19 protein-coding genes are annotated in these 18,735 nt (G+C 60.1%); 14 read left to right on the top strand and 5 right to left on the bottom strand.

Annotated features, from left to right (window positions below; genetic code table 11):
- The first annotated feature begins 12 nt into the window (after positions 1–12).
- Positions 13–2,400 (top strand): ATP-dependent helicase, encoded by a 2,388-nt coding sequence (locus BCF46_RS06005; RefSeq protein ID WP_121022748.1) that lies wholly within the window; start codon positions 13–15, stop codon positions 2,398–2,400.
- A 6-nt stretch (positions 2,401–2,406) separates the two neighbouring features.
- Here BCF46_RS06005 and BCF46_RS06000 read toward each other — a convergent pair whose 3' ends face one another.
- Together BCF46_RS06000 and BCF46_RS05995 are read right to left on the bottom strand one after the other, a co-directional pair.
- Positions 2,407–3,195: a HalD/BesD family halogenase gene (locus BCF46_RS06000; RefSeq protein ID WP_121022746.1), complete on the bottom strand. Its 789-nt coding sequence runs from the start codon at positions 3,193–3,195 to the stop codon at positions 2,407–2,409.
- Between the two features lie 15 nt (positions 3,196–3,210).
- Entirely contained in the window at positions 3,211–3,804 is a 594-nt protein-coding gene (locus tag BCF46_RS05995) for a LysE family translocator (protein WP_121022744.1), read from the bottom strand.
- A 73-nt stretch (positions 3,805–3,877) separates the two neighbouring features.
- Between BCF46_RS05995 and BCF46_RS05990 the strand changes: the two genes are divergently transcribed.
- Complete coding sequence (locus BCF46_RS05990) at positions 3,878–4,330, top strand: Lrp/AsnC family transcriptional regulator (RefSeq protein WP_121022742.1); 453 nt, start codon at positions 3,878–3,880, stop codon at positions 4,328–4,330.
- Positions 4,331–4,559: 229 nt separating this feature from the next.
- Here BCF46_RS05990 and BCF46_RS05985 read toward each other — a convergent pair whose 3' ends face one another.
- Positions 4,560–4,772 (bottom strand): DUF1127 domain-containing protein, encoded by a 213-nt coding sequence (locus tag BCF46_RS05985; protein ID WP_121022740.1) that lies wholly within the window; start codon positions 4,770–4,772, stop codon positions 4,560–4,562.
- A 337-nt stretch (positions 4,773–5,109) separates the two neighbouring features.
- On the opposite strand from BCF46_RS05985, the gene BCF46_RS05980 reads away from it, so the two are divergent.
- From BCF46_RS05980 to murD, 12 genes are all read left to right on the top strand, one after another.
- Complete coding sequence (locus BCF46_RS05980; protein ID WP_121022738.1) at positions 5,110–6,168, top strand: Mrp/NBP35 family ATP-binding protein; 1,059 nt, start codon at positions 5,110–5,112, stop codon at positions 6,166–6,168.
- A 178-nt stretch (positions 6,169–6,346) separates the two neighbouring features.
- Entirely contained in the window at positions 6,347–6,787 is a 441-nt protein-coding gene (locus tag BCF46_RS05975; RefSeq protein ID WP_121022736.1) for a glyoxalase superfamily protein, read from the top strand.
- 598 nt (positions 6,788–7,385) lie between these two features.
- Positions 7,386–7,898, top strand: a complete 513-nt coding sequence (mraZ, locus tag BCF46_RS05970) for a division/cell wall cluster transcriptional repressor MraZ (RefSeq protein WP_121023270.1) — start codon at positions 7,386–7,388, stop codon at positions 7,896–7,898.
- 4 nt (positions 7,899–7,902) lie between these two features.
- Positions 7,903–8,892, top strand: coding sequence for a 16S rRNA (cytosine(1402)-N(4))-methyltransferase RsmH (gene rsmH, locus BCF46_RS05965; RefSeq protein WP_121022734.1), 990 nt, complete (start codon positions 7,903–7,905; stop codon positions 8,890–8,892).
- Positions 8,892–9,266, top strand: a complete 375-nt coding sequence (gene ftsL / locus BCF46_RS05960; RefSeq protein ID WP_073146243.1) for a cell division protein FtsL — start codon at positions 8,892–8,894, stop codon at positions 9,264–9,266. The genes rsmH and ftsL overlap by 1 nt, the downstream gene beginning before the upstream one ends.
- On the top strand, positions 9,263–11,047 hold the full coding sequence (locus tag BCF46_RS05955) for a peptidoglycan D,D-transpeptidase FtsI family protein (protein WP_121022732.1): 1,785 nt from the start codon (positions 9,263–9,265) through the stop codon (positions 11,045–11,047). The genes ftsL and BCF46_RS05955 overlap by 4 nt, the downstream gene beginning before the upstream one ends.
- Positions 11,048–11,085: 38 nt before the next feature.
- On the top strand, positions 11,086–12,567 hold the full coding sequence (locus tag BCF46_RS05950; RefSeq protein ID WP_121022730.1) for a UDP-N-acetylmuramoyl-L-alanyl-D-glutamate--2,6-diaminopimelate ligase: 1,482 nt from the start codon (positions 11,086–11,088) through the stop codon (positions 12,565–12,567).
- Positions 12,564–13,970: a UDP-N-acetylmuramoyl-tripeptide--D-alanyl-D-alanine ligase gene (locus BCF46_RS05945; RefSeq protein ID WP_121022728.1), complete on the top strand. Its 1,407-nt coding sequence runs from the start codon at positions 12,564–12,566 to the stop codon at positions 13,968–13,970. Before BCF46_RS05950 ends, BCF46_RS05945 begins: the two co-directional genes overlap by 4 nt.
- Positions 13,971–13,985: 15 nt before the next feature.
- Positions 13,986–15,071, top strand: a complete 1,086-nt coding sequence (gene mraY, locus BCF46_RS05940) for a phospho-N-acetylmuramoyl-pentapeptide-transferase (protein ID WP_121022726.1) — start codon at positions 13,986–13,988, stop codon at positions 15,069–15,071.
- Positions 15,068–15,724, top strand: a complete 657-nt coding sequence (locus tag BCF46_RS05935; protein WP_121022724.1) for an SDR family NAD(P)-dependent oxidoreductase — start codon at positions 15,068–15,070, stop codon at positions 15,722–15,724. The genes mraY and BCF46_RS05935 overlap by 4 nt, the downstream gene beginning before the upstream one ends.
- 4 nt (positions 15,725–15,728) lie before the next feature.
- A complete protein-coding gene (locus tag BCF46_RS05930) occupies positions 15,729–16,064 on the top strand; it encodes a hypothetical protein (protein WP_121022722.1) in 336 nt (111 codons plus the stop codon).
- Positions 16,061–17,464: a UDP-N-acetylmuramoyl-L-alanine--D-glutamate ligase gene (murD, locus tag BCF46_RS05925; protein ID WP_121022720.1), complete on the top strand. Its 1,404-nt coding sequence runs from the start codon at positions 16,061–16,063 to the stop codon at positions 17,462–17,464. The genes BCF46_RS05930 and murD overlap by 4 nt, the downstream gene beginning before the upstream one ends.
- A 95-nt stretch (positions 17,465–17,559) precedes the next feature.
- On the opposite strand, the gene BCF46_RS05920 is transcribed toward murD, so the two are convergent.
- The gene (locus BCF46_RS05920; RefSeq protein ID WP_121022718.1) at positions 17,560–17,874 is read right to left on the bottom strand and encodes a hypothetical protein; all 315 of its coding nucleotides are present in this window, start codon (positions 17,872–17,874) and stop codon (positions 17,560–17,562) included.
- Positions 17,875–18,040: 166 nt separating this feature from the next.
- Positions 18,041–18,634: a DUF6151 family protein gene (locus BCF46_RS05915; RefSeq protein ID WP_121022716.1), complete on the bottom strand. Its 594-nt coding sequence runs from the start codon at positions 18,632–18,634 to the stop codon at positions 18,041–18,043.
- Positions 18,635–18,735: the final 101 nt, after the last annotated feature.

The following is an 18,735-nucleotide window of genomic DNA, read 5'->3' as shown; positions in this document are numbered from 1 at the left end:
ATCTTGCGCGCCATGAGCAGTTTTAACGACGAAGATGCCTTCGAGGCCGCCAGCTTGCCCCTGTCCCAACGCGCCATGGGGGCTGCGATGGGCGCGCGCGCGGCTCCGTATCTGGATGGGTTGAACCCCGCGCAACGCGAAGCGGTCGAGACGCTGGACGGCCCCGTCCTGATGCTCGCGGGTGCTGGCACGGGCAAAACCAAGGCCCTGACCGCGCGCATTGCTCATCTGCTGACAACAGGCCGTGCGCGGCCCAACGAAGTGCTGGCGGTGACCTTCACCAACAAAGCCGCGCGGGAGATGAAGAACCGCGTTGGCGCATTACTGGGCGAGGCGGTGGAGGGCGTGCCATGGCTTGGCACCTTCCACTCGATCTGCGTGAAGCAACTGCGCCGGCATGCCGAACTGGTTGGATTGAAGTCGAACTTCACCATCCTCGATACCGACGACCAAATCAGATTGCTCAAGCAGTTGATCGTGGCCGAGGGTGTCGATGACAAACGCTGGCCCGCACGGATGCTGGCAGGGCTGATCGACAGCTGGAAAAACCGCGCGTGGACACCGGATGCTTTGCCCGCATCGGAGGCAGGGGCCTACAACAATCTGGGTGGCAAGATCTATGCTCAGTATCAGGAGCGTCTGCGCACCCTGAACGCCTGCGATTTCGGCGACTTGTTGTTGCACATGGTGACGATCTTCCAAAAGCACCCTGATGTGCTTGATCAATACCAACGCTGGTTCCGCTACATTCTGGTGGACGAGTATCAGGATACCAATGTCGCCCAATACATGTGGCTGCGCTTGCTGGCCGCTTCGCACAAGAATATCTGCTGTGTGGGCGACGACGACCAGTCGATTTACGGCTGGCGTGGGGCCGAGGTGGGCAACATTTTACGCTTCGAGAAGGACTTCGAGGGCGCGAAAATTGTCAAACTCGAACAAAACTACCGCTCGACGGAGCATATTCTGGGGGCGGCCTCCGGTATCATCGCCGGCAACAAAGGCCGTTTGGGTAAGACGCTATTTACCGAAGCCAAAGGCGGCGAAAAGGTCCGTCTGATCGGCCATTGGGACGGCGAGGAAGAGGCCCGCTGGATCGGCGACGAGATCGAGGCCATGCAAAGCGGCACCCGCGGGATGAAGCCCATCGGTCTTAACCAAATGGCCATCCTCGTGCGCGCCTCTCACCAGATGCGCAGCTTCGAGGACCGGTTTCTGACCATCGGCGTGCCGTACCGCGTCATCGGTGGACCACGCTTCTACGAGCGTTTGGAAATCCGCGATGCCATGGCCTATTTCCGTCTGATCACCAGCCCCGCCGACGACCTCGCGTTCGAGCGGATTGTGAACACCCCCAAACGCGGACTTGGCGACAAAGCCGTGCAGAAAATCCAAGTCATGGCGCGCAGCAATGGTGTGTCCTTGCTCGACGGCGCACGTCTGCTGTTGGAGGCCAAAGGCCTCGGCGGCAAAGGCGCGGTGGAACTGGCCAAGCTGGTCGACGGGCTGGACCGTTGGGGCGCAGCCGCGCGTATCGGGGACATGTCCCATATCGAGATCGCCGAAATGGCGCTGGAGGAATCCGGCTACACCGAGATGTGGCAAAACGACAAAACCCCCGAAGCCCCCGGTCGCCTCGACAACCTCAAGGAACTGGTCAAGGCGCTGGAGCAGTTCGAGAACCTGCAAGGCTTCTTGGAACACATCGCGCTGGTCATGGACAATGACAGCGAAGACGCGACCGAAAAGGTCTCGATCATGACCCTGCATGCGGCCAAAGGCTTGGAATTTCCTGCCGTGTTCCTGCCGGGTTGGGAAGACGGGCTGTTCCCGTCACAACGCTCCATGGACGAATCCGGCCTCAAGGGCTTGGAGGAGGAACGTCGCCTTGCTTATGTCGGCATCACCCGCGCCGAGGAGTTGTGCACGATTTCCTTCGCAGGCAACCGCCGCGTTTACGGCCAATGGCAAAGTGCTTTGCCGTCCCGCTTCGTCGATGAGCTGCCCGAACGCCATGTCGAGATTTTGACGCCACCTGGACTTTATGGCCATCAGGCAAGCACTGTTGGCGATATGATGGACGCGCTTGGTGGCAGTGATCTGCACGAGGCGGCGGCCAAGGCCAATGTCTACAACTCCCCCGGCTGGCGACGCTTGCAAGAGCGGCAGGCTAGTCGCGGCATGTCACAGCCTCGCGAAAGCAAAAACATGGTGATAGACGCGCAAGCCGTGTCGTCCTTCACCGTGGGCGAGCGGGTGTTCCATCAGAAGTTCGGCTATGGCGAGATCATGGCCGTAGAAGGCGACAAGCTGGACGTGTCCTTCGACAAGGCGGGCGACAAGAAAGTGGTCGGCAAGTTCCTCGTGTCAGCTGATAGTGCAGGGGATGTTCCGTTCTAGAACACCTCAAGCGGTCCGGCCGTAAAACCCAAGCTGCTCTGTTTCCGTAAAGCGCGCACCGGGCGTTTCATAATATGTCAGTACCGCAATCATGCGGGCGCGATCGCCCTTCACGGGCGTCACGCGGTGGGGGGTGTTCACGCCACGAAACACGTTGAGCGTTCCGGGCACGACATTCATCTGCTGCATTTGCGGGTCTTTTCCAGCCAGAAGCTGCGCCACGCCGTCATAATTCGGATCATCCATGGTGCGCAGATCTGTGCGGTACTCGAACAGGCCGCCTTCCTTGGGGGCTTGTAGCAGCAATGTGACGGTAAATTCGGATCGGTCGAAGTGCCAGTTCAGCGCCTGACCCTCCTCATAACGCATCACATTGAACGCGGCCAAAGGGTCGTCCATCGGATACAGGGCTGGTTTGTTCATCACCTCCGCCAGAAAACGCCGGAGTGGTGCCCATGTATAGATTTTTTCAACCACAGATCCCGAAAGCTGATCGTTGCAGAGCGTATTGTTCGACGTCTCGAACAGTTTCAAGGCTGGGTGGTCGTCAGAAAGACCCGGAACGGATTTCGTGAAGTACACGTTATGTGCGCGCTTGTGATTGAAACTCTCAGTGTCCATCTTTGGCGTATGGGTCTTCGCTTCTGCCAGCGCGTATTCAGGACGCAAGAACGCGTCTAAATTGAACATTCCGCCCTTCGATATTTCAGATTTGCAGCGCGCAACAAGGTCCGCGTAGGCGGGGTCATCGGGGCGATCCAAGGGAAACTTGTCTAGATCAAGATAGGTGTGCATCCTCGGCCCCTAAATTTAGTCCGCCAAAAGCGGGTAAAGCGACGCAACGAGCAAACCCGCCATTGCGATGTTGAACATGCGTAGACGAGCGGGGTTGGTCAAGAGACGTCGCATCTGTTGCCCCATAATAGTCCACGTAGAAACTGACGGACCGTTCACCGCGCCGAAGATGAGTGCCACAAGTGCGACCGCGTATATTGAACGGTCTGGCGCGTAGAGAGTGATGGCCGTCAGCGCCATGGCCCATGCTTTGGGGTTCACCCATTGAAATGCAGCAGCTTGGAAAAACGTCATCGGAGTTCCGCCAACCTCCCCCTTTTTCGGCGGCGCGGCATTGGCGATCTTCCACGCAAGCCAGGACATATAGGCAGCAGAGGCCACTTTCAGGATCAGATGACTCATCGGATATGAATCAAACACCTGCACCAGCCCAACGCCGACCAGAAACACCATGAGGATGAATCCGATAGATATCCCCAACATATGCGGGATGCTTCGGCGAAAGCCGAAATTCGCGCCCGAGGCCATCAGCATCAGGTTGTTTGGTCCCGGCGTGATGGAGGAGACAAAGGCGAAGAGGATCAGGGCGCTGAGTATGTCATAAGTCATGCCACCCAGATTATGCGCTAAGCTGTGATTTGAAGTTGCGTAATGCGGCGCGTTTCATCTAGTTTTGCAACTTATGATCACCTTGGACGCCATCAGTGACAAAATATTGCAAGAGCTGAGCCGCGACGGTCGGATCAGCAATCTTGAATTGGCGGAACGGGCGGGGTTGTCACCGTCGGCCTGCCTGCGCCGCGTTCAAGATCTAGAGCGACGCGGAGTGATCAAAGGCTATCGGGCGGTTCTGGATCGCACGCAGCTCGGTGCGGGCTTCGTGGCCTATGTGGGGGTCGGGCTGTCGGATCACTCAAAGGCATCGCAGGAAGCGTTCGAACGGTCGATTTCGCGCAGTCCCGAGGTGCGGGAGTGTCACAACATCACGGGAACAATTGAATATCTTCTGCGTGTCGAATGCGCCGACCTCGCTGCGTATAAAATTTTCCACACAGATATATTGGGCGCTCTAGAGGCGGTGCATGCAATTACCTCATACGTCGTGATGGGGTCTCCCAAGGACGACCGAGCCTAATTTTACCTGACATGTAGACACAAAAAAACGGTGATGCGGGAGGAGGTGCATCACCGTTCTTATGTGCGGCTCCGATCAGGGAGGAGGAAGATCATCGCCGTATTTCGGGCAACCTCGGGAGGAGGTGAAGTTGCTCCGATCTGGTTAGTAGCGGCACCTAAGGGAGGAGGAAGGTGCCGCCACTAAAGCGAACCCGGCCTAAGGGAGGAGGAAAGCCGGGAACGCAAACTTATTTTCCGTATGCCGCCTCATGTGCGATCGACTTCAAGTTGGCGCGGCTCATGCCCAGGTCAGCCAGTTCACGGCTGGACAAGGCTTGCAGCTCGTCCAAGGTTTCGCGGTACAAGCGGTTTTTCGCGTGGCGCTCAGCCAAGTCGTTCTTGAATGCAACCAGACGCTCAATCAGGGTCGGTGCGGTGCGGATGCTCGTTGTGTAAGCCATTTCATTTACCTTTCAGTCTAGGGCTTCTCTGTCAGCGATCTGACGCCCTTGTCTCTGTTGCCTTCAATTTAGGGAAATGCTGCGCCGCAACAATAGATAGATTTACAATGCTGCTATGCAGCAAATGCATGGCTTAACACTTTGTTTTTGTTACCTTACGTCAGTCAAATTATGACATTTTCGTGATGCGAAATTTGCGCCACCACCAGAGTTGGTGAATTGCTCAGAGAGTGTGCAGATCGAAAACGATTGCGGCGAGTTAGCTTGCGGGGTTGCCCTTGGCGGCGCGGACGCTCACTTAAGCACAGACGAAATCTGACCGAAGACAGGATGCCCTATGACCTTGACCCGCGACTCGATCCTTGACGCCCTCCGTGTGTTGAAACTTCCGGATGGCGAAGACGTCGTCGCCAAAGACATGATCCGTGCCTTGGCAGTCGACAACGGTACCGTGCGCTTCGTGATCGAAGCCGCCCCAGAGGTGGCCAAACACTTGGAACCCTTGCGGGCCGCCGCCCAGCAGATCGTAGAGCGTATGGACGGCGTCAAAAACGCGTCCGTGTTGCTGACGGCCCATTCTGACAAAAAGCCACCCTCGCTGAAAGTCGGCAAACACCCCGAACCCCAAGCCGGCCCGACCAAACCTAAGGGCGTGGCGCGCATATTGGCGATTGCATCGGGCAAGGGCGGCGTGGGCAAATCCACCCTGTCGTCAAACCTTGCCGTGGCGCTGGCCAAACAGGGCCGCAAAGTGGGCCTGCTGGATGCCGATATATACGGCCCCTCCCAGCCACGCATGATGGGGGTCAGCAAACGCCCTGCTTCCCCCGACGGCAAAACAATCATCCCGCTGAAGGCGCACGGGGTCACCATGATGTCCATCGGTTTGATGATGGACCCCGACAAGGCCATCGTCTGGCGCGGCCCCATGTTGATGGGCGCGTTGCAGCAGATGCTTGGCCAAGTGGAGTGGGGCGAGCTGGACGTGCTCATCGTCGACCTGCCACCCGGCACCGGCGACGTGCAACTGACGCTCTGCACCAAGTCGGAACTTACCGGCGCTATCGTGGTCTCCACCCCGCAGGACGTGGCGCTGCTCGATGCGAAGAAGGCGATTGATATGTTCAACACGCTCAAGACCCCTGTGCTGGGCCTCGTGGAAAACATGTCTATGTATATATGTCCCACCTGCGGGACCGAGGCGCATATTTTCGGTCATGGCGGTGTGAAATCAGAGGCCGAGAAGATGGGCCTGCCGTTCCTTGGTGAAATCCCCCTTGATATAGATGTGCGCCTGTCCGGCGACAGCGGCACACCCATCGCAGCAGGTGACGGTCCCGTCGCGCAAGCCTACGCCAAGCTGGCCGAGGGGTTGGTTAAAGGCGGCATGGCTTGACCTAAGCCGGCAGGGCGGTGTAGGAGGCGGCAGGGCAGCAGGATGCCCGCCGCCCGCAAGGCTTGGCCTTTGGTGAAATCCTGTACCGACCAAGATCACATCTGCAATTGACGCGCAGGGTGATGGCAATGCGGGCTCCATCAAACCGAAACCGCGTCATCTTGTATAAGGTGATTATATGACCACTCCTGACCCATTGCCCTCGGTCGAAGACCTAAAGGCCCAAGCCAAGCGCTTACGAACGCAGATGGCTGTTCTAAATACCCCAGTTTCTCACTCCCAGTCGTTGGAGCTTTTGGCCCAGCAAATGGGATTGCGCGACTGGAACACCCTCCAAGCCCGTGCCTCCGCGCTCTCCAACCACCGCCCGCCTTGGGCTGTGGGCGACTTCGTGCGCGGGCGTTACCTGGACCAACCCTGTTCGGGGCGCATCCTGTCGCTGTCTGCCGTGACGGGCGGGCGCTACCGCATGACCCTGCATCTGGACGAGGCGGTAGATGTGGTGACGTTCGACAGCTTCTCGTCGTTCCGGCAACGGATCAACGCGACGGTCGACCCTCACGGAGTAAGCACCGGCAAACGGTCCGATGGCGTGCCGCATCTGGTGCTGAAGACCTAAGCAGCCCGCTTTGAAGCCCCACAGACCCGCGCGATGGCAATATCGCGCGGGTTTTCGCGTATCGCCTGTGGATAACTTGCTTTGCGAATCAAAATCGGCTCAAAAGACGATGATTCGGATGGGATTTCATGGGATGCGTGTGGGAATCTGCCTAAAAATCGCGAATTCATGGGAAATTGTGGGAAAAAGTTTCCAAAAATTTGAGCACTACATCTAGTGGTTTTGATCGACCCACTCACCAGTGAGGCTAAAATTTTGAGAAAATCTACTGATTGTGTGGGTTGCGTAAAGCCACAATCCCATTTGTTCCCGTAAAAACCCATTGATTACCATATGGTCCCATGGCACAAAGTTCTCACGGTAAAGACGGCAACTAAAAACAAGGGGCAACTAAGAACCCCAAGGCGACCATAAGGTTTCATACAGGCACCGACTTTATCTAACTACGTTTGACCCTGCGCGAGCAGACATCCCCCCAGGTGGCGCGGGTCAAACATCTCCCTAGACGGGAACGAGGGCGGCAGGTTGATCAGTGGCAGCAGATCAACTTGCCGTTTTCCGTTTAAGGGTCCGAGTTTGAGAAAGGGTGGCGCGGACAGTGGCACAACGGTTCAGAGGTGAAGGCGTCCACAAGGTGGACAGCAAGGGCAGGGTGTCTATCCCGGCCCTGTTTCGCCGTGTTCTGGAAGCCTCCGACCCCGACTGGACCGAAGGTCTAAGCCCCAACGTCGTCATCGTATATGGTGGCAAATCCCAAAATTATCTTGAGGCCTACACGCAAGAGGCCATCAAAGAAGTCGACGAGAAGATCGCTCGCCTGCCACGTGGCTCCAAGCCCCGTCGCGCGCTGGAGCATCTGTTCAACGCTCAATCCCTGCCTACGCAAACCGACGACACAGGCCGCCTTGTGTTGCCCGCGAAGCTGCGTGAGAAAATCGGCCTTAAGGGCGAAGCGAAGTTCGTCGCGATGGGCGATACATTCCAGATCTGGGCACCTGACGCGTTTGAGGCGCGTAACTCCGACATCGAAGACTGGCTCGACGAGCAGGGCGACGACTTTGACCCTCTAGAATTGTTGGAGATGGCTCCAGAGCCATCCACAGCGGAGTAGGCCCATGTCTGCAAAAGTGCCGCGTGAGACCAACCCTGATGCGCCGCACCTGCCGGTCCTCATCGACGCAATCCTTGATAATGTGACGCTACAAGGCGTGTGGGTCGACGGCACCTTTGGCGCGGGCGGCTACACGAAAGCATTCCTCGACAAGGGCGTGAAGGTTATCGCCATCGACCGCGATCCTTTGGTCTTCGAGATGGCCGCCGACTGGGCTGGCAACTACCCCGACCTCATCCTCAAGCGCGGCACCTTCTCCGAACTCGACACCCTCGCAGGCGAGTTGGTCGATGGCGTGGTGCTGGACCTTGGCGTCTCCTCCATGCAGCTCGATCAGGCGGAACGCGGCTTCTCTTTCCTGCGCGACGGGCCGCTGGACATGCGCATGGGCCAAGACGGCCTCAGCGCCGCCGATCTGGTCAACGAAGGCTCCGAAGCGCTGCTAGCCGACATCCTGTTCCAATACGGCGAAGAACGCGCGTCGCGCCGCATCGCCAAGGCGATCATCGCTGCCCGCCCGATCACCACAACAGCCAAACTGGTGGAGGTGATTGAGGGCGTCTTGCCCAAAGGCAACCCAAGCAAAAGCCACCCCGCGACCCGTAGCTTCCAAGCGCTGCGCATCGCGGTGAACGATGAATTCGGTCAACTTATCAGCGGCTTGGAAGCCGCTGAGCGTGCCTTGAAACCCGGCGGAGAGTTGGCAGTGGTGACCTTCCATTCGCTCGAAGACCGCATCGTCAAAAAATACCTCCAAGCCCGCGCTGGCAAAACCAGTGGCGGCTCGCGTTACGCGCCAGAGCAGCAATTTGACGCTCCGACATTCGAGTTGATCACCCGCAAAGCGGTGACTGCGGACAAGGACGAGCTGGCGCGCAACCCGCGCTCGCGCTCGGCCAAACTAAGAGTAGGGCGGCGCACCGACGCCCCCGCAGCAAATAAGGGGAGGGCGGGTCTGGGCCTGCCCAAACTGACAGGACAGGAGCTATTGTAATGCGTGGACTTTTTTACACCGTATCGGCCCTCGCGGTCATGGGCCTTGGCTATTGGGCCTATTACGAAAACTACGAAACGCAGGACGCGCTGCGAACGGCTTCCGGCCTGCAACGCGAAATCGGCTCCTCGCGCGAAACGCTCTCGGTGCTGGCCGCCGAATGGGCCTACCTGAACCGCCCCGAACGCCTGCGCGATCTGGCAGACCTGAACTTCCCTGACCTGGAACTTCTACCAATCACCCCCGACCAGTTCGGCGATGTGGCGCAAGTCACTTTCCCCGCACCCGAGGTGGAATTGGACATCAACGAGATCAACGGCGCCGTCGATGTGCGCGGCAACTATCTTGCCGAGGACGGAGAACAATACCCATGATCCGCACCCCGCTGCGCCCTTTGGCGCGAATTCTGCAAGCAAGACAGAAGGGCGAAAACCCCGACCGCATCGAGCGTGAGAACATTCGCCTGCGGCACGAGGAAATGCGCGACAAGATGCGCCAGCGCGCCGAAAGCCGTTTGCTGTTCACTGGCGTCTTTTTCGTCCTCGCCTTTTTGATGATTGGCGCTCGGATGACGGTGCTGGCCTCGACTGAGGCGGCGGAGCCACGCGCCTCAACTTCGGGCGCGAACATCGTCGCGCAACGCTCTGATATCGTGGACAGAAATGGCCGCGTTCTGGCGACCAACCTGATCACCAATTCGCTCTACGCGCAGCCGCATCTGATGATCGAGCCGGAACGCGCCGCCAAAGAGCTGGTCGCGATTTTCCCCGATTTGAATTTGGAGCGGTTGAACAAGGATTTCAGCGGCAGCCGCAAGTTCCTGTGGATCAAGAAGAAACTCAGCCCGGAACAGATGCAGGCCGTACACGATATCGGCGACCCCGGCTTGTTGTTTGGCCCGCGCGAGATGCGTCTCTATCCCAACGGCAAACTCGCAGCACACGTGCTGGGAGGTGCAAGTTTCGGGCGAGAGGGTGTCCATTCCGCCGAAGTTATCGGCACCGCTGGTGTGGAAAAGGCGTTCGACAATTATCTGCGCGACCCTGCCATGGATGGCGCGCCTCTGCGGCTGTCGCTCGACATGACCATTCAGGCCGCGTCGCGTCAGGTGCTGGAAGGCGGCATGAAGTTGATGAACGCCAAAGGCGCCACAAGCATCCTGATGGACGTCCACACGGGCGAGGTCATTTCGATGATTTCCCTGCCGGACTTCGACCCCAACACCCGCCCCAATGGCCTGATCAAGGGCGATCCGTCCGACAGCCCGCTGTTCAATCGCGCGGTGCAAGGTGTGTATGAGCTTGGCTCCACCTTCAAAATTTTCGCCGCAGCGCAGGCGCTGGATATAGGCTTGGTGAACCCGAACACCATGATCAACACCAAAGGTCCGATGCAAAAGGGCCGCTTCCGCATCCGCGACTTCCATAATTATGGCCCGCAACTCAGCGTCACCGATATCATCGTGAAGTCCTCGAATATCGGCACCGCACGCATGGCCCTCGACATTGGTGCGAAGCGTCAGAAAGAGTTCCTGAAATCGCTGGGCTTCTTTGACTCCACTCCTGTGGAACTGGTCGAGGCAAATGGTGCGAAGCCCCTCCTGCCCAAGAAATGGGCAGATATTCACACGATGACAGTGTCTTACGGGCACGGCATGGCTGCGAGCCCACTGCATCTGGCCGCTGCATATTCGACCATGGTCAACGGTGGCACCTTGGTGAAGCCAACGCTCCTCAAGCAGCAGACTGTCGAAAAAGGCCCGCGCGTGATCTCCGAACGCACTTCGGCCCAAGCCCGCACCATGCTGCGCGAAGTCGTGAAGCGCGGCACCGCCTCGTTTGCGCGCGTTCCGGGCTATGAGGTCGGCGGCAAAACCGGCACTGCGGACAAGCCCAAGCCAAAAGGCGGCTATTACAAGGACAAGGTCATCGCGACATTCGCCTCCGCTTTCCCGATGAGCGACCCGAAATATGTGCTGATCGTCACCCTTGATGAGCCCTCTGAAAACTCCGGCAAAAAGCCGCGTCGCACGGCGGGTTGGACCGCTGTTCCAGTCGCCGCTGAAATGATCCGGCGTACCGCACCCCTTTTGGGCTTGCGGCCAGAGCTTGATCGCGGTGAATTGAGCAAAGTCGTAAACACGGCGTCCGAGTAGCCCGAAGGCCATACTGGGACGACAACCCGGGGGGCAGAATGGCACGTACACGCGCAAGCCTGAATGAATTAGGGCTCACAGCCCAAGGTGGGGCCGAGGTCGAGGTGACGGGCCTGTCGGTGGACAGTCGTCTGGTCAAGCCGGGCCATTTGTTCGCGGCGTTGCCCGGCTCCAACATGCACGGCGCGGAATTCATCCAATACGCCTTGCGCATGGACGCCGCCGCGATTCTGACCGATCCCGAAGGCGCTTCGATCGCCGAGGACGAGATCGCCGCCTCGAACGCCGCCCTCATCGTCACAGAAGACCCCCGCCAAGCGCTCGCCTATGCCGCAGCACTTTGGTTCGGCGCGCAACCCGGCACCATGGTCGCCGTGACCGGCACCAATGGAAAAACCTCCGTCGCCAGTTTCACCCGCCAAATCTGGCTGGAACTGGGGCTGGAGGCGGTCAATTTCGGCACCGCAGGCGTCGAAGGCGTGTTCACAGCACCCATGACCCACACCACGCCGGAACCGATCACACTGCACAAACTGCTGTCGGAAATGGCGGGCCAAGGCGTCACCCACGCCGCGATGGAAGCATCTTCACACGGGCTGGAGCAGCGCCGCCTTGACGGTGTGCATCTGGTGGCCGCCGCGTTTACGAATTTCACCCAAGATCACCTCGACTACCACGCCACCTTTCAGGACTATTTCAACGCCAAAGCGGGCCTGTTCCGCCGCGTTCTGGCGCAGGACGGCGTGGCGGTGATCAATATGGACGATCCCAAAGGCGCGGAAATGGCCGCCATCGCAAACGAACGCGGCCACCGTTTGTTGCGGGTCGGTGCGTCCGACAATTGCGATCTGCAACTGCTTGGCCAACGCTTCGATGCAACCGGTCAGGACCTGCGCTTCTCCTTCGGTGGCGAGGTCCATCAAGCCCGCCTCGATCTGATCGGGGGCTTCCAAGCCTCCAACGTCACGGTCGCCGCTGGCTTGGCGATCGGGGCAGGGGCGAAACCCGCCGAGGTGTTCCAAACCCTGCCGATGCTAACAACCGTGCGGGGCCGTATGCAAAAGGCCGCGACCCGCGCCAACGGGGCCGCAGTTTTCGTCGATTACGCCCACACACCCGACGCGCTTGCGACCGCGCTCAAGGCGATGCGCCCGCATGTCATGGGCCGTTTGGTGGTGGTCTTCGGCGCAGGCGGTGACCGCGACACAGGCAAGCGCCCGCTGATGGGGGCCGCCGCTCGCGACAACGCGGATGTGGTGTTCGTCACCGACGATAACCCGCGCACCGAAGATCCGGCCTCGATCCGCGCGGCCATCATGGGCGCCGTCCCAAGTGCCACCGAAGTGGGCGACCGCGCCGAGGCGATCCTGCGCGGCGTCGACGCGCTCGGGCCCGGCGACACGCTGCTCATCGCCGGCAAAGGCCACGAGACGGGCCAAACGGTGGGCGACGACGTGCTGCCATTTGACGATGTGGAACAAGCAAGCGTGGCCGTTGCCGCGTTGGAGGGGCAGCTATGACACTCTGGACGTCAGACGAAGCCGTCGCGGCAACAGGCGGCACATCCGCCACCTGTTGGGAAGCCACCGGTGTCTCCATCGACACGCGCACGCTGCAAGCCGGTGACATGTTCGTGGCCCTGAAAGACGTGCGCGACGGGCATGACTTCGTGGCGCAGGCGTTGGCGGGCGGGGCCGCCTGCGCGCTGGTCTCCCGCATCCCTGAAGGCGTGGCAGCGGACGCGCCGCTGCTCGTCGTTGACGATGTCTTAACGGGTCTCGAAGCCCTTGGCCGCGCCGCCCGCGCGCGAACCTCCGCCCGCGTCATCGGCGTCACCGGCTCCGTCGGCAAGACCTCCACCAAGGAAATGCTGCGCACCGCGTTAACGGGGCAGGGCAAAATCCACGCCGCCGAGAAAAGCTACAACAACCACTGGGGCGTGCCGCTGACCTTGGCGCGGATGCCGAAAGATACCGACTTCGCGGTGATCGAAATCGGCATGAACCACGCGGGCGAAATCGCACCGCTCGCCAAAATGGCCCGCCCGCATGTGGCGGTGATCACCATCGTCGCCCCCGCGCATCTTGAAGCCTTCGCCTCAGTCGAAGACATCGCCCGCGAGAAGGCCGCGATCTTCGACGGCTTGGAAGACGGCGGCACCGCCATCATCAACGCGGACCTGCCCACAAGCGGCCTGCTCCTCTCGCTTGCGCCCTCCAATCGCCAAACCTTCGGCGAAACCGACAGCGCCGACTGGCATCTTCTAGAGGCGACCTCTGGCGATGCCTCCACCGTGTGCCGCGCCAGCCATAACGGCGAGGCATTGGTGTTCAAGCTTGGCGCTCCCGGTCGGCATTTTGCGATGAACGGGCTGGCCTGTCTTGCGGCGGCTTCCGCTGCGGGCGCGGATTTGGGCCGTGCGGCGGTGGCCCTTGGGGATTGGGCACCGCCCTCCGGTCGCGGTCAGCGCCGCTTCATCCATCTGGATGCGCAAATGCCCGAGCAGGGGATTGACCTGTTCGATGACGCCTATAACGCAAACCCTGCCTCCGTCGGGGCCGCGCTCGACGTGCTGGCCGCCGCTATGCCGCCCGCACCAGCCGGACGTCGCGTTGCCATTCTGGGCGACATGAAAGAGCTCGGCCCGACCGAGACTGCGCTTCACGCAGGCTTTGCTTCTCACCCGGCTATGGCCGAAATCCAGCAGGTTCATTGCATCGGCCCGCTGATGAAGCACCTCTACGAGGCGCTACCGACCTCGAAGCAGGGTCTGTGGGCCGCCACCAGCGCCGAGCTGGCCGACAGCCCGCTGGCCTTGGTGAAAGCAGGCGATGTGGTCATGGCGAAGGGGTCATTGTCGATGAAAATGGCACTGATCGTTGACGCCATCACAAATTTGGGCCAATCCGTAGCAGGTAACTAAGAGGGACACCGCTACATGTTGTATTGGCTCACCGCATTTTCAGATGGCGGCGATTTCTTTAACCTATTTCGCTACATCACTTTTCGTGCGGGCGGGGCGTTCTTCACAGCGCTGATTTTCGGCTTCCTGTTTGGCCGTCCCCTGATCAATCTGCTCAAACGCAAGCAGCGCAACGGCCAGCCGATCCGCGATGATGGCCCCGAAAGCCACATTCTGACCAAGCAAGGCACCCCCACCATGGGCGGGGTGCTGATCCTCGGCGCGTTGATCTTCTCGACGCTGCTCTGGGCGCGGCTCGACAACGGCTTCGTGTGGATCGTGCTCGCGGTGACTGTCGGCTTCGGCGCAATCGGTTTTGTCGATGACTACGCCAAGGTTACCTCCAATTCCCATGCAGGGCTGTCCGCCCGCATTCGCCTGATTATCGGCTTCATCATTGCAGGCATCGCGGGCTATTTCGCGACGATCATGCATCCTGACGCACTGGTTAACCAACTGGCGCTGCCTGTCTTTAAGGACACGCTGGTCAATCTAGGCTTCATGTTCATCCCCTTCGCGATGTTCGTGATCGTGGGGGCGGCCAATTCCGTCAACCTGACCGACGGCCTCGACGGGCTCGCCATTATGCCGGTGATGATCGCCGCCGCAACTTTGGGTGTGATCGCCTATGCCGTGGGCCGCGTCGACTTCACCGAATATCTGGGCCTGCACTATGTCCCCGGAACGGGCGAGTTGCTGATCTTCATGGCGGGCCTCATCGGCGGTGGTCTCGGCTTTCTTTGGTACAACGCGCCTCCCGCAGCTGTGTTCATGGGCGACACAGGCTCGCTCGCTTTGGGCGGCGCGCTTGGAACCATCGCCGTTCTGACCAAGCACGAGCTGGTCATGGGCATCGTCGGCGGCCTCTTCGTGGTCGAAACCCTTTCGGTTATCATTCAGGTTCTCTACTTCAAGAAAACCGGCAAGCGGGTCTTCCTGATGGCGCCGATCCACCACCACTTCGAGAAGAAGGGCTGGGCCGAGCCGCAGATCGTCATCCGCTTCTGGATCATCTCGCTGATCCTCGCGATGATCGGCCTCGCGACCCTGAAAGTCCGGTGAAGCGCGCGCTCGTCACTGGCGGAAACCGCGGCATCGGCAAGGCGATTGCCGCTGGTCTGCGCGATGCGGGGCTGCGCGTCATCATCGGCGCCCGCGATCCGGATCACGGCCAAGCCGCAGCAGCGGAACTGGGGGTCGAGTTCAAGCGCCTGGACGTCGCCGATCCGACATCTATTAACGAGGCGCGGCCATGGGTCAGCCATGTCGACGTGCTGGTGAACAACGCGGGCATCCTCGAAGATGTACCGTTGTTCGATGATGGCACCAATTTCGAGCGGAGCATGCAAGTGATGCTGCAAGCCCCCTACGAGCTGATCCGCACCGCGCTGCCGGGCATGAAACTTCGCGGCTACGGGCGCATCGTCAACGTCTCGTCAGGCTGGGGCAGTTTCGCCGAAGGGCTCGGCGGTGGCGGGGCCTATGCTGTCGCCAAGGCGGGTCTCAACGCCCTGACGCTGCGCGCGGCACAAGACCTGCCCGCGACCATTAAAGTCAACGCCATGTGCCCCGGCTGGGTGAAAACCCGCATGGGCGGCGCCAGCGCGACCCGCTCTCCGGAGGAGGGGGCAGAGACCGCAATCTGGCTCGCCACCTTACCGGACACCGGCCCCACAGGCGGCTTCTTCCGCGACCGCCAACAGATAGACTGGTAGCCCGATGCCCCATGCCGAGATCAAATACTCCGCCGACATGACACTTGATACGCAGGCGATGATGGGCCTGATCGAGGCCACGATTGCCAACCATGACAGCGGGGCAGGGGCGGTCAAATCCCGCGCCTTCCAGATCAGCGACTTCCACCACACCCATGTGATCGTCAACATCACGATGCTGCCAAAGGCGCATCGCAACGCGGATTTCATGACCGCGCTTTTGGGGGATTTGTCGGCAGGGCTGAAAGCCATCGTTGACCAGCCTTGCGCCTTCTCGCTGGAGCTGGCCTTTAACGGCCCGTATTATCACACCGACAACCTACAAGGGGCTACCGCATGATCCCCGTTCAAGGATACTCCGGCACGACCGTCGCCGTTCTGGGACTTGGCCGCTCCGGTCTGTCCGCCGCACGCGCCCTGCGCGAGGGCGGGGCAGAGGTGGCCGCGTGGGACGATAACGAGAAGGCCCGCGACGCGGCGACGGCGGAAGGCTTCACCATCCGCGACCTCTCCAAGCAAGGCGCGTTTGACGGCGTGGCCACGCTCATCGTCTCTCCTGGCATCCCGCATCTTTACCCCGAACCCAACAAAGTCGTGCGCGCCGCATGGGACGCGGGCGTGCCGGTGGACAACGACATCTCGCTATTCTTCCGCTCCTTCGCCACCTCCGAGTGGGATAATTTCGAGCGGATCCCGAAGATCGTCGCCGTCACCGGCTCCAACGGCAAATCCACCACCTCCGCCCTGATCCACCACATCCTTGAGCACGCTCAACGCCCCACCCAACTTGCGGGCAATATCGGGCGCGGAGTGCTGGACATGGACCCCGCCATCGACGGCGAAGTCGTGGTGCTGGAACTCTCCAGCTACCAGACCGACCTTGCGCGATCCCTGACGCCGGACGTCGCGGTGTTCACCAACCTCAGCCCCGATCATCTGGACCGCCACCACGGCATGGGCGGCTATTTCGCCGCCAAACGCCGCCTGTTTTCCGAAGGCGGCCCCGACCGCTGCATCATCGGCGTGGACGAGGACGAGGGGCAATACCTCGCCAACCAGATGGCCGGAGGTGCCACCGACGACCGCGTGATCCGCGTCTCCAGCGGGCGCAAGCTGGCGGGTGACGGCTGGAACGTCTTCGCCAAGAAGGGCTTCCTCGCAGAATGGCGCAAGGGCAAGCAGATGGCCTCCATCGACCTGCGCGCGGTCCCCGGCTTGCCCGGCGCCCACAACCACCAAAACGCCTGCGCCGCCTACGCCGCCTGCCGCACGGTCGGGCTTGCCCCTCGCGTTATTGAGGCCGCCTTCCACAGCTTCGGCGGCCTGCCGCACCGCTCGCAACTGGTGGGCGAGAAGGACGGGGTGAAATTCGTCAATGACAGCAAGGCCACCAATGTCGACAGCGCCGCCAAGGCGTTGCAGGCGTTCACCAACATCCGCTGGATATGTGGCGGGCTGGAGAAAGAGGGCGGCTTGGGCGGCTTGCTGCCCCACTTGGGCGGCGTCACCAAAGCCTATGTGATCGGTCGCGAGGCCGCGAGTTTCGCCATGCAACTGGGCGATCTGCCCCACGAGGTCTGCACCGACATGGCCACCGCCGTCGCCCGCGCCGCCGCCGATGCGGTCAAAGGCGACACCGTCCTGCTGGCCCCCGCCGCCGCCAGTTTTGACCAATACGACAGCTTCGAAAAACGCGGCGAGGATTTCATCGCGCAGGTTGAGGTTTTGAGCCAAAGTTGAGTGTTTAGCGCTCGACTCCCGATTTGATCCCCAAGTTCTAAGCCGGACTTAGCCTTACAGAATTAGCGCAAAAACATGCTGACTTTTGTCATGCGTCAATACCCCATGTCGCGTTCAGCGCGTTGCTTCTTCTTGGCTCTCTCCAACGTAAATTCGCAACCTGCTTGAGTGGCCGTGGTGCAGGAATAGGTCTCGCCGGTCACGACGATGGCCCAGACTTCTTCTCCCTTTTTGTATCCATTCAAGGCAATCGCGCGCTTAAGGCGGTAGTCGGCACCCTCGATCGTAATCTTTCCATCCGGCAATGGTTTGGTGCTGGCTTTCACAAGTGTCGGAATTCCCGGTTCAGCGCATGCACTCACAACCAGAAGCACGATTCCAACAAGGCACGTTTTAAACTGACTTTTCATCGTAATTTCCCCTAAATGCTAGAAAAGTCGTAGCACAGCTCGAGTTATTCTCAAAATGTGGAAACTCGGCGTGTGGCCCTATCTGATTTGACAAAACCCGCACGCGGGTAAGGTTTTGAATAGCTTAGCATGTTATTTTGTGCAGGCTTGAAGGCTATTTATGTGGCTATCTCACCCCATCATAAGCCTTCTCCCGCTCCGCCTCACTCAGCACATACGGCTTCACAATCGCCTGACCGTCCTCGCCAAAGAACGGTGTTTTCTTCCAGCGCCCTGAAATCCGCTCCGCCGCGATCGCGCGGACGGTGCGGGCGATGAAGCCGATCATGCTGCCGGACGGCTCCGACACAGGCTCCAACGCCTGCTCCGATTTGTAGCGGAACCGGATCGGGCCAAGACCCTCCGGCTCGGCGATATTGGCAACCAGAAACCCCGCAAAGCTGATCTTCGGGTTTCCCACCATGTTGCAAATCGGCGTGTTGCAGCATTTGGCGTACCAGCGATACAGGCCCTTTTCCTTCAGTTGCAGCAGCGCCAACTGATCCTTGCCCGCCAAGATCTCCACCCGCGCAGGCTGGGTTTGGTAAATCTCCGTCCCGCCCTTGGCATCCGTCGCCACGCCAAACTGCCCAAGGTGGCGTGCGAAGGCCTGACAGTCGGTGCAATAGCACAACCCGTGGTTGCCATTCGTCGCATCCGCCCCGCGCAGCCGCGCCTGAAACCCACCGCATTGGCATCTCACCGTCACATCTTCGCTCATCTCGCAGCCTCCAAGCCGATTTATGCCGATCATAGCACCAACTAGAGGCTGGATTGCACGGCAATTTCCCGTTAGAGTCTGCGCATAGACCCGAACAATCG

This window comes from Litoreibacter meonggei, from assembly GCF_003663885.1.
Lineage (GTDB): Bacteria > Pseudomonadota > Alphaproteobacteria > Rhodobacterales > Rhodobacteraceae > Litoreibacter > Litoreibacter meonggei.
Note: the sequence above shows the minus strand (reverse complement) of the source record. Positions and strands in the feature narration are given on the sequence as shown.

Excerpts from the sequence above, each read along its gene's own strand:
- murD (WP_121022720.1), top strand. The coding sequence starts at position 16,061 with ATGATCCCCGTTCAAGGATACTCCGGCACGACCGTCGCCGTTCTGGGA.
- BCF46_RS06000 (WP_121022746.1), bottom strand. The coding sequence starts at position 3,195 with ATGCACACCTATCTTGATCTAGACAAGTTTCCCTTGGATCGCCCCGAT.
- BCF46_RS06005 (WP_121022748.1), top strand. The coding sequence starts at position 13 with ATGAGCAGTTTTAACGACGAAGATGCCTTCGAGGCCGCCAGCTTGCCC.
- mraY (WP_121022726.1), top strand. The coding sequence starts at position 13,986 with ATGTTGTATTGGCTCACCGCATTTTCAGATGGCGGCGATTTCTTTAAC.
- ftsL (WP_073146243.1), top strand. The coding sequence starts at position 8,892 with ATGCGTGGACTTTTTTACACCGTATCGGCCCTCGCGGTCATGGGCCTT.
- BCF46_RS05915 (WP_121022716.1), bottom strand. The coding sequence starts at position 18,634 with ATGAGCGAAGATGTGACGGTGAGATGCCAATGCGGTGGGTTTCAGGCG.
- BCF46_RS05990 (WP_121022742.1), top strand. The coding sequence starts at position 3,878 with ATGATCACCTTGGACGCCATCAGTGACAAAATATTGCAAGAGCTGAGC.
- BCF46_RS05995 (WP_121022744.1), bottom strand. The coding sequence starts at position 3,804 with ATGACTTATGACATACTCAGCGCCCTGATCCTCTTCGCCTTTGTCTCC.
- BCF46_RS05975 (WP_121022736.1), top strand. The coding sequence starts at position 6,347 with ATGACCACTCCTGACCCATTGCCCTCGGTCGAAGACCTAAAGGCCCAA.
- BCF46_RS05945 (WP_121022728.1), top strand. The coding sequence starts at position 12,564 with ATGACACTCTGGACGTCAGACGAAGCCGTCGCGGCAACAGGCGGCACA.
- rsmH (WP_121022734.1), top strand. The coding sequence starts at position 7,903 with ATGTCTGCAAAAGTGCCGCGTGAGACCAACCCTGATGCGCCGCACCTG.
- BCF46_RS05980 (WP_121022738.1), top strand. The coding sequence starts at position 5,110 with ATGACCTTGACCCGCGACTCGATCCTTGACGCCCTCCGTGTGTTGAAA.
- BCF46_RS05950 (WP_121022730.1), top strand. The coding sequence starts at position 11,086 with ATGGCACGTACACGCGCAAGCCTGAATGAATTAGGGCTCACAGCCCAA.
- BCF46_RS05930 (WP_121022722.1), top strand. The coding sequence starts at position 15,729 with ATGCCCCATGCCGAGATCAAATACTCCGCCGACATGACACTTGATACG.
- BCF46_RS05920 (WP_121022718.1), bottom strand. The coding sequence starts at position 17,874 with ATGAAAAGTCAGTTTAAAACGTGCCTTGTTGGAATCGTGCTTCTGGTT.
- BCF46_RS05985 (WP_121022740.1), bottom strand. The coding sequence starts at position 4,772 with ATGGCTTACACAACGAGCATCCGCACCGCACCGACCCTGATTGAGCGT.
- BCF46_RS05955 (WP_121022732.1), top strand. The coding sequence starts at position 9,263 with ATGATCCGCACCCCGCTGCGCCCTTTGGCGCGAATTCTGCAAGCAAGA.